Raw genomic sequence first — 15,331 nt, 5'->3', positions numbered from 1 at the left:
CATGTACCACCTGAGCCGCTTCGCAGTTGCCACGCCCGACAAGGTGGCGGTGCACTTTCTCGAATCGGGCGAGGCGTTCAGCTTCTCGCAGCTGGAACGCGAGGCGAACCGGGCGGCCAACGCCTTGCTGTCGCTCGGCCTGAAGCGGGGCGACTGCATCGTGCTGTGCATCGAGAACGCGCCCGCTTTGCTCTTTCTTGCACTCGGCGCGCAGCGTATCGGGCTGTATTACGTGCTCGCCTCGACGCGGCTGTCGGCTGCGGATTTCGAGTACATCGTGAAGGACTCGGGGGCGTCGGTCGCGGTCGTGTCGTCGGCCTGCATGAGCGCCGAAACGGCTTCGTCGTTGGACCTGGGTGGCGCACGGCGCGTCGGGATCGGCTTTGCGGATTCGGCCATCGAATCCTGGGATGCGCGCTTTCTGGCTGCGCCGGGCAAGCTGCCGCCCGTGCTCGCGCCCGGACGCGAGATGCTGTATTCATCGGGCACGACCGGCCGGCCCAAGGGTGTGCGCAAGCCGCCCTTCGAAGGCGACTTCGATGCGGTCGACAACCGCAACGCCGCGGTGGCCCGGTCGTTCGCACTCGACGCCTCGTCGGTCTACCTCTCCACATCGCCGCTCTATCACAGCGCGCCCAACCGGTTCCTCTCGGCGGCCATTCATGCCGGCGCCACCAGCATCGTGATGGCGAAATTCGACGCCGAGCGCGCGCTCGCCGCCATCGCGCATTTCGCATGTACACATTCGCTCTGGGTGCCGACCATGTTCCACCGCCTGCTGCGCCTGGAAGCGGGCGTACGCAGCCGCTACAGCATGGCTTTCATGGTGCAGGCGGTCCATGGCGCGGCGCCCTGCCCGGTGCACGTCAAGCAGGCGATGATCAACTGGTGGGGTCCGATTCTTCAGGAGTACTACTCGGGCACCGAGGGCATCGGCTCCACGGCCATCACCTCGCGCGAATGGCTCCAGCACAGGGGCTCGGTCGGCCGCGCGACCGACGGCATCCTGCACATTTTGGATGACGCCGGCCATGAACTACTCACGGGCGAAACCGGGCAGGTCTACTTCGAAAGCGATGCCCAATTCGAATACTGGAACGATCCCGCCAAGACCCGCGCGGCGACGAGTCCGCAGGGCTGGCGCTCGTTCGGCGACATCGGCCATCTCGATGATGAAGGCTACCTCTACCTGACGGACCGCAAGGACTTCGTCATCATCTCGGGCGGCGTGAACATCTACCCGCAAGAGATCGAAGACGTGCTGCTGCAGGACCCTCGCGTTGCGGATGCCGCGGTCTTCGGGGTGCCGAACGAGGAATACGGCGAAGAAGTCAAAGCCGTCATCCAGCCGGCGCATTCGGATTTCACGGGCACGGGGATCGCCGATGCGCTGAAGGCCCGCTGCCTCGAATTGCTCGGGCCGATCAAGGTGCCCAGGAGCATCGATTTCGAGTCCGATTTTCCTCGCCACGCGACCGGCAAGCTCTACAAGAAGTTGCTGCGCGACCGTTATCTAACCAAGGAGAGTCCACCATGAGCAAAGAGATCGTCATCTGTTCCCCTGCGCGAAGCGCGATCGCCGGCTTCGGCGGATCGCTCAAGACCACTTCTACCGCATCGCTTGGCGCGCACGCCATCGCCGCCGTGTTGCGCCGCTCCGGCTTGGACCCGGCGCGCGTCGATTCCGTGGTGATGGGCAACGTCGTGCAGGCGGGCAACGGAATGAACGTGGCAAGGCAGGCCGCGGTCCACGCCGGCCTGCCAGTGGGTGCGCCCGCCATGACCGTGAACCGCGTCTGCGGATCCGGCGCGCAGGGCGTCGCGACCGCTTATGCGGAAGTGCTCGCCGGGGTGTCGAGCATGGTGATCGCCGGTGGCGTGGAGAACATGGACCGGGCGCCGTACCTGTTGCCGGGCATGCGCTTCGGCGCCCGCATGGGAAATGCCGAGGCCATGGACTCTCTGCTGCTCGATGGATTGAACGACGCCTTCTCAGGCAAACATTCTGGCTGGCACACCGAAGACCTGGTGCAGAAATACGGCGTGACGCGCGAAGCGCAGGATGCGTTCGCGGCCCAGAGCCAGCAGCGATTCGCCGCCGCGCAAGAGGCTGGGTGGTTCAATGACGAGATCGAGCCGCTGACGATCAAGGGCGGCAAGGCATCCACGGTCTTCGCCGCGGACGAAGGAAACCGTCCTGACACCACGGCCGAGACGCTGGCACGCCTGAAGCCCGCGTTCCGTCCCGACGGCACCATCACCGCCGGCAACGCCCCGGGGATCAACGGCGGGGCCGCCGCGATGGTCGTTTGCGAGGCTTCGGTCGCGCGCGAAGCCGGCCTCACGCCGATGCTCGCCATTCGCAGTGTCGCCGTGGCCGGGGTCGAGCCGGGCTTCTTCGGATTGGGGCCGCTGCCCGCCATTCGCCAGGCACTCGGCCGTGCCGAATGGAACGTGCAGGACGTCGACCGCTTCGAGGTCAACGAAGCCTTCGCGGCCATCGCGATCGTCGTGCGCGACGAGCTGAAGATCGAGCCATCACGCTACAACATCGACGGCGGTGCGATCGCGCACGGCCACCCCATCGGCGCAACGGGTGCGATCCTGATCACGAAGGTGGCCCATGCGCTCCAGCGAACCGGCGGCCGCAAGGCCGTGGTGTCGCTGTGCATTGGCGGGGGTCAGGGCATTGCCCTGTGCCTCGAACGCGTCTAGCAGCGGTTCGCCTCTTCGAGAAGCCGGCTCACTCTGCGGAGTGAGCCGGCGGATGCCCAAAGGCTAAGCCAGAGCGGGCTCGAGGAACCCTGAGAGCCGCCGTGTGATCAGCTGCTCGGCCTCCTCCATGATGCGATCGATCAGATCTTGCACCGTCGGAATGTCGTTGATCAGGCCGACCACCATGCCGCAGCTCCAGGCGCCCGCATCCATCTCGCCTTGCAGCATCACGCGCGGGTAGACGCCGGCGACCTGGTCGATGATGTCGTCGAACTTGAGATCGGCTCCTTTTTCCTTCTCGATCCTGATCAATTGCTCGACGGATGAATTGGTCAGCACACGCTCCGTGTTGCGCAAGCCACGCATCACGAGCCGCGTGTCGAGCTCGGTGGCCGCCACGATGGCGTCCTTGACGTTCTGGTGAATCGGTGCTTCCTGCGTGGCCACGAAGCGCGTGCCCATGTTCATGCCCTCCGCGCCAAGCGCAAGGGCCGCCACCAGGCTGCGCGCATCGGCCATGCCGCCGGAGGCCACGAATGGGATCTTCAGTTCCTCGGCAGCCCGGGGCAGCAGGATCATGTTGGGCATGTCGTCCTCGCCCGGGTGCCCGCCACACTCGAAGCCGTCCACGCTCACGGCGTCGCAGCCGATGGCCTCGGCCTTCAGCGCATGGCGTACCGAGGTGCACTTGTGGATCACCTTGATGCCGGCCTTCTTGAGCGCGGGCATGTAGGCCTCGGGACTGCGCCCGGCCGTCTCGACGATGCGAACGCCGCCCTCGGCAATCGCCGCGATGTACTCGGGGTATGGTGGCGAAGACAAGGTTGGAAGGAACGTGAGGTTCACGCCAAAGGGCTCGTCCGTCATGTCGCGGCAGCGCGCGATTTCCTTGGCCAGCAGCTCGGGCGTCCTTTGGGTCAGGCCCGTGATGAGCCCGAGCCCGCCGGCATTGGAGACGGCCGCGGCCAGCTCTGCAAAGCCGACGTAGTGCATGCCACCCTGGATGATCGGGTGGCGAATGCCGAAGAGTTCCGTGATGCGTGTTTTCATGTGTCGTCTTTCACCAGGTTTCCATGTAAGGGCGCAGGTCCATCTCGAACGTCCAGGCGTCTCGAGGCTGGGTATGCAGGTACCAGTAGTTCTCCGCGATGTGCTCGGGGTTCAGGATGCCGTCCTGCGCCTTGAGCGCATAGCGTTCCGGGAAGTTGCTGCGGATGAACTCGGTGTCGATCGCGCCGTCGACCACGATGTGGGCCACGTGAATGCCTCGCGGGCCGAGCTCGCGCGCCATGCTCTGGGCCAGTGCGCGCAGCGAATGCTTGGCTCCGGCAAAGGCCGCGAAATTCGCCGAGCCGCGGATGCCGGCCGTCGCGCCGGTGAAGAGAATCGTGCCACGCCCCCGCGCGACCATCCTTCGCGCGACCTCGCGCGCATTCAGGAAGGCACTGAAGGCCGCCATTTCCCAGATCTTCATGTACTTGCGCCCCGTCTCCTCCAGAATGCTGCTGGGCACATTGGCGCCGATGTTGAACACCATCACCTCGATGGGGCCGCGCTCCTTCTCGATCTGGTCGATGAGGGCGACGACGTCGTCCTCCTTGCGTGCATCGCTGCCATAGCCGAAGGCCTGGCCGCCTGCCGCGCGGATGCGTTCGACGGCTGGCTCCAGCTTGTCTGCCGATCGCCGTGTCAGGCACGCGACGTAGCCCTCGCGGGCGAAACGCGCGCCAATGGCGCTGCCAGTGGCGTCGCCGGCGCCGACGACGAGAGCCACACCGCGGGGATTGGTTGATGGGTCCATGCGTTCTCCTTTAAAAAACGTTCGTTAAGTCATTGGACGTTAATTGGTGAACGTTCGTTTGTCAATCGAAGAAGAACCCAGTGAAACCCCGTTGACGGGGTTGCATTAATCACATAGCTTCCGTTTACCAAACGTCCGTTAACTTAAAGGAGCCATGAATGCGCAAGTCGGTTGATTTTTTCTTCGATGTCGGCAGTCCGTCGTCGTACCTCGCGTGGACGCAGCTGCCGGGCTTGTGCGCCAGCCATGGCGCCGAACTCGTCTACCGGCCAATGCTGCTGGGCGGCGTCTACCAGGCCACGGGCAACGCCTCGCCTGCCACGATTCCCGTCAAGGGACGCTATACGCAAATGGACTACGAGCGCCACGCGCGCCGGTATGGCGTGCCCTTCCAGGGCAATCCGCACTTTCCCGTCATCACGCTGTTCCTCATGCGCGCGGTCACCGGAATTCAGCTGCGCCGCCCCGAGCAGCTGCAGCAGCTGCTGGGCTGCGTGTTCAAGGCGCTCTGGATCGACGCGCTCAACCTGAACGATGCGCAACTCACGGCGCACATCCTGACCGAAGGTGGATTCGATCCCGCCGAGATCGAGCGCCTGACGCAGGACGTCGAGACCAAGGCCGCGCTGAAGGCCGCGACGCAAGAGGCGGTCGAGCGCGGCGTGTTCGGCGCACCCACGCTTTTCGTCGGCGACCAGATGTTCTTCGGCCAGGACCGGATGGACTTCGTTCGCGAAGCGCTGCAGTCCTGAACCCCGTTCACCGCACGAAGGAAACCACATGGAACACCGACTCTGGCATGCCTCCTATCCGGCAGGGCTTCCGCACGACATCATCCTCGACGAAAGTGAAACCCTCGTCACCCTGCTGGAACGCGCTTTCACGAGGTACGCCGCCAGGACGGCCGTGACCTGCGCTGGCGAATCCCTGACCTTCGCCCAGGTCGACCATGCGTCGGCACTGCTGGCGCGGTCCCTGCAAGCGGCCGGTCTGAAGCGTGGCGACAGGGTGGCCCTCCTGCTGCACAACAACCTCGTCTACCCGGTGGCATTGGCTGCCATCCTGCGTGCGGGCATGGTGGGTGTGACCATGAATCCCCTCTACACGGCGCGCGAGCTGGCGTACCAGTTGGCCGATTCCGGGGCTACCGCGCTGGTAGCGGCCGAGCCCTTCATGGGCCTTGTGAACGAAATTCTCGACCAGACACAGCTCCGGTATGTCATGACCGTACCGATGCGGGAGGTGAAGCAGTCATTGTTCGCGACGGCCGGCCAACCCGATGCTGCGGCCGCGAACGACGGCGCCCGCATCGTGAGTCTGCGCGACGCGATGTCGGTGCTGGCAGACGCCGACTTCACCAGCGAGCAGGTCGGTCCATCTGATCTTGCGTTCCTGCAATACACCGGCGGCACGACGGGCGTTTCGAAGGGCGCGTGCCTGACGCACCGCAGCGTCCTTGCCAGTTCGCTGCAGATGCGGTCATGGTTGGCACTGGCGCTCGACATCGACAACTTCGAGATCGTGACGCCGCTGCCGCTGTACCACATCTTTCCGCTCGGGACGACGTTGACCGCCCTTGCCAGCGGCGCCCACAACCGACTGGTCGTCAACCCGCGCGATGCCCAGGCGCTTTGCGCCGAACTCAAGCGGGCGCCTTTCGACATGCTGATCGGCGTCAACACGATGTTCAATGCCATGGTGACCTTGCCTGAGATCGCGGGCATCGACTTCTCCCGCTGCAACGTTGTCATCGGCGCCGGCGCTTCAATCCAGGAAGCAGTTGCCGCGAAGTGGGTGAAAGCCGGTGGTCCGCCCATCACCGAGGCCTACGGGCTCACCGAAACATCACCCAGCGCTACCTTCAATGCGCCCGGCTGCAACGGCACGATCGGTGCGCCCGTGCCCTCCACCGATGTTCTGATCGTCGACGATGCGGGCGAGCCCGTGCCGCTGGGCACGCCCGGCGAGTTGCTCATCAAGGGCCCGCAGGTTTTCGCGGGCTACTGGAATCGTGAGGACGAAACGCGCAGGTCCTTCACGCAGGACGGCTGGTTCCGCACCGGCGATATCGTCACCATGGATGCGCAAGGCCTGATGTACGTCGTCGACCGCAAGAAGGACATGATCCTGGTCTCCGGCTTCAACGTCTATCCGAACGAGATCGAAGGCGTGGTCGCCATGCACCCGGACGTACTCGAATGTGCGTGCGTCGGGGTGCCGGACGAGCGCTCGGCAGAGGCGCCCCACCTCTTCGTCGTTCGGCGCGCACCGGGCTTGCAGGCGGAGGAGTTGGAAGCGCATTGCCGCAAGCTCCTTGCGGCGTACAAGGTGCCCCGCCACATCACGTTTCTCGAATCATTGCCCAAATCAGCAGTGGGAAAGATTCTGCGCAAAGAACTGCGGCCCAATCACTCAGGAGCTGCAGGTGTAGTTGGCAGCTGACTTCGAAGCGACGGCATCATTGGCGGGACCTGTGTATCTTGGATATTGCGGGTACTGGCACAGAGGCCGGCTCAGGACGACCGCTCCCTGTGCATCGCGCTTCTCCGCGACCAACGTGGAGGGCGCTTCGCTTTTCGTCACCCATTGGTCGAGGGCTGTCAGCAGATCGGAGGTATCGGCACCCGGTCCTCCGCTGCAGTGGTTGACCCCCGGCGCCACATAGAAACGCGTCGACGCGTCGGCCGCCGCGGCGCCCACCGAGCTTCGCATATTCCCGTAGTACTCCGCGGTCGATTTCGCGCTGAGCGCCGAATCATTCCCGCCATGCCACAAGATCAGCTTGCCGCCGCTGTTGATGAAGGGCCGGATGTCCGTGTTGGTCGCATCATTGAGCGCGGCCATGGCATAGAGCGCATTCTGGTTCTGATCCCAAGGTGTGTAGGCGAGCGAACTCACCGTTCTGTCGCGGGCCAGATAGTTCTTGACCGTCGTATCCTGGAACAGAAACTGCAGCGCCATGGTTACATTGCCGTCGCCCGTGACCCAGGTTCTCCAGGCGCCCGGATCGTCCTCGTTTCCTGTCAGGTTCCAACCGGCGTTCCGGAAGCTGGCGCTACCCGTGAAGCTTGCTTCCGTGGTCCAGGACGCCACCACGTCGAGCTGTGCATCAGACAGGCAGCTGTCGCCGGAGTCGGTTCCGCCGGCACAGCGCAGGGCGGCCACGTTGACGAGCGCCGGCGTGCATGCGGCCCGGTTCGACACCACGCCATCGGCGACTCCGTCGAGCCCATCGCAGGCGTCTCGCACATGCTTGCTCAGGAGCGCCGTCTTCGCAGCGGTGAATGCACCGCCAGGCGCGGCAAGCGCCCTGGAATTTCGATTGAAAGCGCCCATGAACCCGACCCAGTTGTACGCAGGGGCACGTGCGATGACGCCATCGAAGAGATTCGGCGAGCGCTGCACCGCCATCAATGCTTCGCGTCCGCCGTTGGAGCAACCCTCGAAGTACGACTTTGCCGGCAGAGACCCATAGGCAGCCGCCAGGGTCTCGTTCGCCGTCGACATCACCGTGGGTACCGAGAGGCTGCCGAACAGCTGGGCCGCAAAGGTATCGGTCAGCGCGAAGTCCGCGCTCAAGGCATTGTCCTGATGTCCGGAGTCACTGGCGATGACGGCGTAGCCCAGGCCCAGGGCCGGCACCGAAGGCGGCGAAATGGCGCCGTTATAGCCGCCTCCTCCCTGGTAGTAGAGCTTGCCGTTCCATGCCTCCGGCAGAGAGATCTGGAAGTTCAACGCGGGTGATATGGTGCCGGTGACCTTGCAGTACACGGGAACGTCCGCCGTCGCAGTCACCATCACGGCCGTCAGGGCGGCGCCTGCAACGGTTTTTCCGGTCAGGTCGGTGCAGGCCTTCTGAGCCGTCACAACCGGTGCGGATGGAGGACTTTCGGGTTGTGCTGTTGGCGGGCCAGGGAGCAGCAGGGGGAACGCGCCGCCGTTATCGGAGCCGCCGCCGCAAGCTGCCAGCATCGCCACGCTGACGGCAGCAGCGTGAAGCTTCGCGCGAGCCAAGGGTGCCTTTGGGGAGAAGAAGTGCATGTCTCTATTCCTTTATCAGTTGTCAGCCTGCGCACCGCAACGAGATGGCGCGATGCCCAGGAGATTCTGAAAGGCGAGCCCTTGGCCAACTGTTCCGAGACCGACATTCTGGCCACTGATTTCTAAGGAAAAACCCTCCGGTTTCGATGTGCGGCAGCCTCGCTAGGAGTACCTGGCAAGTGCTTGCCTGTCCATCACGGTGATGTAGCCGTAGCCCCGTTGGATGAGGCCCGCGGTTTCCAGTTCGGTCAATGCGACGTTGACGCGCTGGCGCGAGATGCCGACGAGCAAGCCGATTTCCTCCTGGTTGATTCGCAGCGTCGAGTCGGTGTTCGGATAGAGCACCGGATGAAACAGGCTGGAGATGCCACGCGCCACGCGCGCCGTCGGTTCGAGCAGTCGATCGAACTTCACCATCGCGATGAATTGTCCAAGCCGCTCGTTCAGATGCGAAAGCATGAAATGGTTGAACGGGATGCTTCGATCGAGCAACCATGAGAACGTGGTCCTTGGCAGATGGACCGTGATGGTCGGTCGCGTGGCCATGATCTCGTACTTGCGCTGCTCTGGCTTCAGGAGCGACCCTTCGCCGATCCAACCGCTGGCTGCAACCCCGGTGAACATGATCAGGCGACCGTCCACCGTGGTGTCCTGAACCCGGAGGAAGCCCTCCAGCACCCCAATCCAGCTGTCGGCGATCTCGTCGCGTTGGCACACATAGGAGTGCGCTTCATGATGCCGAACGTACAGGGCCTCGAACGCTTTGGTTCGTTCTGCCTGCGTCAAGGCGCGCGGCCAGATGCATCGCTCAAAGAAAGCGCTCAGATCCTTGGCAGGCAGCATCGGTCACCCAACGACACGGGCGAAGACCAAACCAGATCGAGCTCTCATTGCATGTTTCCCTCAGGCTTGCGAAGCCTATGAACATAGGCTCGTCGCGTTTGTTGCGCGAAGGACATTTGCGCCGTTGCACCGTCAGGACAAACCCTGACGGACAAATCAGCCTCTCGGCCTTCCCGGTTGCCGCCGCTACTTCAAGGTGGCGCCGCCTCGTGCGAGGTACTGAGCCGACAGGCGGGCAAATTGACCGCCGTCGGTGCTGATCGAGGTCTGAACGCTCCCGCCAGGGCTGAAGACCATCGCAAAGGTGTGGGTGTCGCCGTACTCCTGGGCGTTGCGCAGCATGTAGTCGACGTGGTTGTCGCGATAGTGCAGGTCGGTGCCACCGGGCGTGTCGGATGGCACGCCCATCGGCGTTTGCCACCACAGGATCGGCAGCCCATTGCCCAGGGCAGCCCGATAGTCCGAAATCTGGCGCTGCGACTCGTGGAAGTTCGGGCTGGCGATGTTGCTTGCGTCCCAGTAGAACGGACCGCTTCGGCCCGTGCATTCCGCGGGCGGCGACGGGACCTCCCTGCAGCCCGCGTCGCGGTCGGTCGTCTGGGCGACGATGAAGTCCGCCTGATGCGCCCCGACCGCGCGCATCTGGGCGCCGATTGCCGCAGGAGTGCCGCTCCAGAACGCGGGCGGGAACCCCAGCAGCGCCTTGGGCGCGATCTGCCGGCCCATTTGCACCAGGCATTGGCCCAGGCCTGCGGCGGTGTTCGGCAGGCCGCTGCATTCGGACTGGCTGTTCACGAGGGCCGTCAGCTGCGTCGCGTCGCGATTGGGTGCTTGCGACGCAACGAATCCCCAGAAATCCGGCTCCAGATTGATCAGGACGGGCGTGCCGAGGGCCGCAACGCGCTGGTACATCAGCCGGACCTGCGCCCAGTAGCTGTTCATGAAGCTCGCGTCGTTGAGGACGCTCAAGTTGCCCTCGCCGCTCGTTGCCATCTGGTAGAGCGTGAACATCGGGGTCGCGCCGTAAGCCTGGATGGCCTGCGCGGTGTAGGTGATGTACGCCCCTTCGGGGCTGTTCCAGGTGGGCCAGGCGCCCGCGCCCACGCCCACGAGGTAGGTGTCCACGATGTCGGGGTGAATGTCCTGGCAAAGAGAATCAGCTGCCGCCTGGGCCGCTTTGCCGGGGACTTGCCGTGGGCATTCATGTCCAACGGCGTCACCGGCCGTGGCACACGGGCGCACGATCCATGCCCACTTCCCCGCGGGGGAAGAACACGCGCGTTGACCCCGAAAAGTGACATGGAGCGTCGCTTCGGACTCCACATGCGACAGTTTTGGTTCGCGCTCAGGTCGAGGTCGACAAAAAAGAGATGCCGGAGCAACCGGTTGCAGGCTGCGGTTGGCAGTGCGACTGCGTTCGAGAAGCAGCTACAACTCGAATATCCGCTGCATGCCCACCCACTTTTCTCCTGCAGGCGTCCAAGGCGTAGGCGCCTGGAACTTCCACATCAGTTCTTCCCACGCCCGGATCTTCGGATCGTTCCGCGTCGCAGCTGCCATGGCCTCGGCGTCATAGCGCGCGTCGTCCGTCTCCATCAGCATCACCATCCGCGTCCCGAGTCGATAGATCTCCATTCCCGTCACGCCATGCGCATGCAGATGCGCGCGCACCTCGGGCCAGATGTTGCGGTGGTAGGCCTCGTACTCGGCGATCAGCGCCGCATCGTCTTTCAGGTCAAGGGCAAGGCAGTGGCGCATGAGTGGTTCGTTCCGATCGTCGATGAAAGAAAGGAAGAGTGAAAGGTGATCAGGTCAACGCCCGATCGAGGTGCGTATACCCGCCGTCCACGAACACCCACTGCCCCGTCGTGTGCGAGGCCTGATCGGAGAGCAGGAACACCGCGGTGCTCGCAATCTCCTGCGGCGCGGTCATGCGGCGGCCGAGGGGAATCTTGTCGGTGATGGCAGCAAGCTTGCGGTCGGGTTCGTCGAAGGCCGATATCCACCGCTGGTACAGCGGCGTCATCACCTCGGCCGGTATCACGGCGTTGACGCGCACGCCGTCCGGTGCGAGCGCGGCAGCCCACTCGCGCGTCAACGACAACTGCGCGCCTTTGGCCGCGCAATAGCCGCTGGTGTTGCCCTGCCCCGTCAGCGCCGTCTTCGACGAAATGTTCACGATGGCCCCGCGGCTGGCCTTCAAGTGCGGCAGGCAGAAATGCGCCATCACGTAGTAGTGAATGAGATTCCGGTCCAGCGATGCGACGAATGCCTCGCGCCCCGCTTCGAGCCCCACGCTGTCATTCACGCCGGCGTTGTTGACCAGCCCATCGATGCGGCCGAACTCCGCGACGGTGCTTTCGACGGCCTTGCCGCAAGCCGCCTCTTCCATCAACTCGAACTGGAGAAACCGCGCCCGCGGCTGCAGCCCGCGCAGCTCTTCCTCGAATGCCGCATCCAGCGGATTCTTCCCGCAGATCACCGGCACCGCCCCTTCGCGCGCGAGCGTGAGCGAAATGGCCGCGCCGATGCCGCTGCCGCCGCCGGTGACGAGCACCACCTTGTCTTTGAGGTTCAGGTCCATGACTGCGCGATGCCTTTCTATTTTTCGACTATCCACGGAAGCGATAACGCTCGAGCGATTCGGGCTTCATCGTGATCGAGAAGCCGGCGGCCGTCGGCGGCATGTACGCCGCGCCGCGAATCACGCAAGGCTCGGCGAAGTGTTCATGCAGATGGTCCACATACTCGATCACCCGCCCTTCTCGCGTCCCCGAGATGCAGAGGTAGTCGATCATCGACAGATGCTGCACGTACTCGCACAGCCCCACGCCACCGGCATGCGGACACACGGGCAGCTTGTACTTCGCAGCCATCAGCATCACCGCCAGGATCTCGTTCACGCCGCCGAGCCGGCACGCATCGATCTGCACCACGTCGATCGCGCCGCGCATGATGAACTGCTTGAACATGATGCGGTTCTGGCACATCTCGCCCGTGGCCACCTTCACCACCGGCGCGATGCCCTCGCGGATCTTGCGATGGCCTTCGACGTCATCGGGGCTCGTCGGCTCCTCGATGAACCAAGGCTTGGCGAATGCCAGCTGCCGCACCCAGTCGATGGCCTGGTCGACCTCCCAGACCTGGTTGGCGTCGATCATCAGGTGGCGATCGGGCCCGAGCACCTCGCGCGCCACGGTCAGCCGGCGGATGTCGTCCTGCAGGTCGCGCCCCACCTTGAGCTTGATGTGATTGAAGCCCGCATCCACGGCCTCTTGCGCGAGCCGGCGCAGCTTCTCGTCGGAGTAGCCGAGCCAGCCGGCCGACGTGGTGTAGCAGGGGTAGCCCTCGGCCTGCAACGTGGCAACGCGCTCGGCCTTGCCAACGGCCGCATCGCGGAGCAGCGCGAGCGCTTCTTCGGGCGTGATGCAGTCGGTGATGTAGCGAAAGTCGATGCAGCGCACCAGCGTCTCGGGGCTCATGTCCGCCACCAGCTGCCACACCGGCTTGCCTTCGGACTTGGCCCACAGGTCCCACATCGCATTGACCACCGCGCCGGTGGCGAGGTGAATGGCGCCCTTGTCGGGGCCGATCCAGCGCAGCTGGCTGTCGGACGTGATGTGCCGCCAGAAGCGGCCCATGTCCTCGGCCACCCACTGCAGATCGAGCCCGACGACCAGGTGACGCATCGCCTCGATGGCCGCGCAGCAGATCTCGTTGCCGCGGCCGATGGTGAAGGTCAGGCCATGGCCTTCGAGCCCCGGCTGATCGGTTTCCAGCACGACGTACGCCGCGGAGTAGTCCGGGTCGGGGTTCATCGCGTCGGAACCGTCGAGCTGCTGCGAAGTGGGAAAGCGCACGTCCAGTACGTGCATGGATCGAACGATGGTCATGAACGAGTCTTCCGGGAAAGAATCAGTCGTACAGCACTGCGGCGATCTTCGGGTCTGTGATGTTGGTCTTGTCGTACCAGAAGAACCCGGTGTCGACCACCTTGGGCAGCTTCTCGCCCTTGACCGCCTTCACCGCCATCTCCACGGTCTTGTAGCCCATGCCCACGGGGTTCTGCGTGATGGCGCCGGCCATGCTGCCGTCGATGATGGCGTTCTTCTGCTGCTTGCCGGAGTCGTAGCCGATGATCACGACCTTGCCACTCCGCTTCATCTCCTTCACGCCGTTGACCACGCCGATGGCGGAGCCCTCGTTGGCGCCGAAGATGCCCTTCAGGTTCGGCGAGGCCTGCAAGATCGACTTGGTGATTTCGGTGGACTTCAGCTGGTCGCCGCCGCCGTACTGCACGCTCACGATCTTGATGTTCGGGTAGGTCGACTTGATGCGGTTGACGAACCCATCGCGGCGGTCCACGCCGGTGCGGCTGGTCTGGTCGTGCACCACCAGCGCCACTTCGCCCGACTTGCCGATCAGCTCGGCCATCTTGTCGGCCGCCAGCGCCGCGGCGGCCTTGTTGTCGGTGGTGGTGGTGGTCATGGGAATGTCGCTGTCCACGCCCGAGTCGAACGCCACCACGGGAATCTTCGCGGCCTGCGCCTTCTTCAAGAGCGGAATGGCGGCCTGGCTGTCGAGGGCGGCAAAGCCGATGGCCTGCGGCTTCTTTGCGAGCGCGGCGGAGAGCATGTCGATCTGCTTGTCGACCATCGCCTCGGTCTCGGGGCCTTCGAAGGTCACCCTCACCTTCAGGTCCTTCGCGGCCTGTTCGGCGCCGGACTTCACGGCCTGCCAGAACTGGTGCTGGAAGCCCTTGGACACGAGCGGGATGTAGATCTCTTGCGCCTGCTGTGCCTGGGCAAAACCCGACAGGCCGATGAGGGACGCGGCCAGCGTGGTTGCGACTGCTCTTCTTTGAATCATGCGAATGTCTCCTTCGGTTGTAGAAACAGGGTCAGTGCGCGCTGCTGCTGCGACGGCGCAGGATGTCCGCATACACGGCAAGAATGATGATCACGCCCGTCACCACCGTCTGCCATTCCTGCGCGACTGAAAGAATGCGCAGGCCGTTGGTCAGCACGCTCATGATGAAGGCGCCGATGATCGTGCCCACGATGGTGCCGGTGCCGCCACTGAGCGAGGTGCCGCCGATGACCACCGCGGCAATCGCATCGAGCTCGTACCCTTGACCCAGCGCAGGCTGCGCGGAGTTCAGGCGCGAGGCAATCAAGAGGCCCGCAATGCCGCAGATGCCGCCGCTCACCGTGTAGACCACGACCTTCCAGAAGTCGGTGTTCACGCCCGACAGGCGCACCGCCTCCTCGTTGCTGCCGAGCGCGAAGGTGTAGCGCCCGAGGATGGTCTTGTTGAGCAAGATGCTCGCGGCCACCGCCACCAGGAACAGGATCAGCACCGCATTCGGAATCGGCAGCGACGGAATGAAGTAGCCGATCAGCGAATCCTGCGAGATCGCCGGAAAGTCCGGCGTGTCGTTGAAGTAGATCGGCTTGGTGCCAGAGATCACGAGCGACAGGCCCTTGAGCAGCATCATCATGCCCAGCGTGGCGATGAAGGGCGGTATCTTGAGCTTGGCGATCAGCACGCCCGACACGAACCCCGCCAGCGCACCGAAGAAGATCGCGGCCGCGATGCCGAGCGCGAGCGGCATGCCCATGTAGGTGAGCACCACCCCGGCCATGACGGCGCAGAAAGTCATCAGCGTGCCCACCGAAAGATCGATGCCCGCGGTGATGATCACGAAGGTGCAGGCAATGGCCAGCACGCCGTTCACCGCGGTCGACTGCAGGATGCTCACGAGGTTGTCGGTCTGCAGGAACTGCGGCGACGCGACGCTGAAGAACACCATCAGCGCGATCAGGCTGGCAAAGGCCAGGAGCTTCTGCCGCGTGGCGGGACGAAAGAGCCGTGCCTTCAGCGAGAAGCCGGGCGCGGTGGCGGTGGTGGCGGTGGGGGTTGTCAAGGCTT

14 protein-coding genes are annotated in these 15,331 nt (G+C 64.2%); 4 read left to right on the top strand and 10 right to left on the bottom strand.

Going from position 1 to position 15,331, the window contains the following annotated elements:
- The first annotated feature begins 1 nt into the window (after position 1).
- Both ACJ7Z0_RS02200 and ACJ7Z0_RS02195 read left to right on the top strand, forming a co-directional pair.
- Positions 2-1,537 (top strand): AMP-binding protein, encoded by a 1,536-nt coding sequence (locus ACJ7Z0_RS02200; RefSeq protein WP_434788466.1) that lies wholly within the window; start codon positions 2-4, stop codon positions 1,535-1,537.
- Entirely contained in the window at positions 1,534-2,715 is a 1,182-nt protein-coding gene (locus ACJ7Z0_RS02195) for a thiolase family protein (protein ID WP_434788465.1), read from the top strand. The genes ACJ7Z0_RS02200 and ACJ7Z0_RS02195 overlap by 4 nt, the downstream gene beginning before the upstream one ends.
- A 63-nt stretch (positions 2,716-2,778) precedes the next feature.
- Here the strand turns inward: ACJ7Z0_RS02195 and ACJ7Z0_RS02190 are convergent, their stop codons facing one another.
- Together ACJ7Z0_RS02190 and ACJ7Z0_RS02185 are read right to left on the bottom strand one after the other, a co-directional pair.
- Positions 2,779-3,765, bottom strand: coding sequence for an NAD(P)H-dependent flavin oxidoreductase (locus tag ACJ7Z0_RS02190; protein ID WP_431121193.1), 987 nt, complete (start codon positions 3,763-3,765; stop codon positions 2,779-2,781).
- Between the two features lie 10 nt (positions 3,766-3,775).
- A complete protein-coding gene (locus tag ACJ7Z0_RS02185) occupies positions 3,776-4,516 on the bottom strand; it encodes an SDR family oxidoreductase (protein ID WP_434788464.1) in 741 nt (246 codons plus the stop codon).
- Between the two features lie 158 nt (positions 4,517-4,674).
- On the opposite strand from ACJ7Z0_RS02185, the gene ACJ7Z0_RS02180 reads away from it, so the two are divergent.
- Together ACJ7Z0_RS02180 and ACJ7Z0_RS02175 are read left to right on the top strand one after the other, a co-directional pair.
- Complete coding sequence (locus ACJ7Z0_RS02180; protein ID WP_434788463.1) at positions 4,675-5,268, top strand: 2-hydroxychromene-2-carboxylate isomerase; 594 nt, start codon at positions 4,675-4,677, stop codon at positions 5,266-5,268.
- Between the two features lie 28 nt (positions 5,269-5,296).
- Entirely contained in the window at positions 5,297-6,958 is a 1,662-nt protein-coding gene (locus tag ACJ7Z0_RS02175; RefSeq protein ID WP_434788462.1) for an AMP-binding protein, read from the top strand.
- Here ACJ7Z0_RS02175 and ACJ7Z0_RS02170 read toward each other — a convergent pair.
- The 8 genes from ACJ7Z0_RS02170 to ACJ7Z0_RS02135 form a co-directional block, all read right to left on the bottom strand.
- Positions 6,929-8,557 carry a tannase/feruloyl esterase family alpha/beta hydrolase gene (locus tag ACJ7Z0_RS02170; protein ID WP_434788461.1) on the bottom strand — a complete coding sequence of 543 codons (1,629 nt, stop codon included), beginning with the start codon at positions 8,555-8,557 and terminating at the stop codon, positions 6,929-6,931. The two genes, ACJ7Z0_RS02175 and ACJ7Z0_RS02170, sit on opposite strands and share 30 nt — an antisense overlap.
- A gap of 162 nt (positions 8,558-8,719) precedes the next feature.
- A complete protein-coding gene (locus ACJ7Z0_RS02165; RefSeq protein WP_434788460.1) occupies positions 8,720-9,400 on the bottom strand; it encodes a Crp/Fnr family transcriptional regulator in 681 nt (226 codons plus the stop codon).
- A gap of 186 nt (positions 9,401-9,586) precedes the next feature.
- The gene (locus tag ACJ7Z0_RS02160) at positions 9,587-10,525 is read right to left on the bottom strand and encodes a hypothetical protein (protein ID WP_434788459.1); all 939 of its coding nucleotides are present in this window, start codon (positions 10,523-10,525) and stop codon (positions 9,587-9,589) included.
- A gap of 303 nt (positions 10,526-10,828) precedes the next feature.
- On the bottom strand, positions 10,829-11,158 hold the full coding sequence (locus ACJ7Z0_RS02155) for an L-rhamnose mutarotase (protein ID WP_434788458.1): 330 nt from the start codon (positions 11,156-11,158) through the stop codon (positions 10,829-10,831).
- Between the two features lie 49 nt (positions 11,159-11,207).
- Positions 11,208-11,984, bottom strand: coding sequence for an SDR family oxidoreductase (locus ACJ7Z0_RS02150; protein WP_434788457.1), 777 nt, complete (start codon positions 11,982-11,984; stop codon positions 11,208-11,210).
- Between the two features lie 28 nt (positions 11,985-12,012).
- Positions 12,013-13,293, bottom strand: a complete 1,281-nt coding sequence (locus ACJ7Z0_RS02145) for an L-fuconate dehydratase (RefSeq protein ID WP_434788456.1) — start codon at positions 13,291-13,293, stop codon at positions 12,013-12,015.
- A 22-nt stretch (positions 13,294-13,315) separates the two neighbouring features.
- Positions 13,316-14,269 carry an ABC transporter substrate-binding protein gene (locus tag ACJ7Z0_RS02140; RefSeq protein ID WP_434788455.1) on the bottom strand — a complete coding sequence of 318 codons (954 nt, stop codon included), beginning with the start codon at positions 14,267-14,269 and terminating at the stop codon, positions 13,316-13,318.
- A gap of 31 nt (positions 14,270-14,300) precedes the next feature.
- Entirely contained in the window at positions 14,301-15,326 is a 1,026-nt protein-coding gene (locus ACJ7Z0_RS02135; protein ID WP_434788454.1) for an ABC transporter permease, read from the bottom strand.
- Between the last annotated feature and the right edge of the window lie 5 nt (positions 15,327-15,331).

Origin of the sequence: Variovorax palleresanus (genome assembly GCF_051144945.1) — a bacterium.
GTDB lineage: Bacteria > Pseudomonadota > Gammaproteobacteria > Burkholderiales > Burkholderiaceae_C > Variovorax > Variovorax paradoxus_S.
This window is presented reverse-complemented; position numbering and strand designations above follow the sequence as displayed.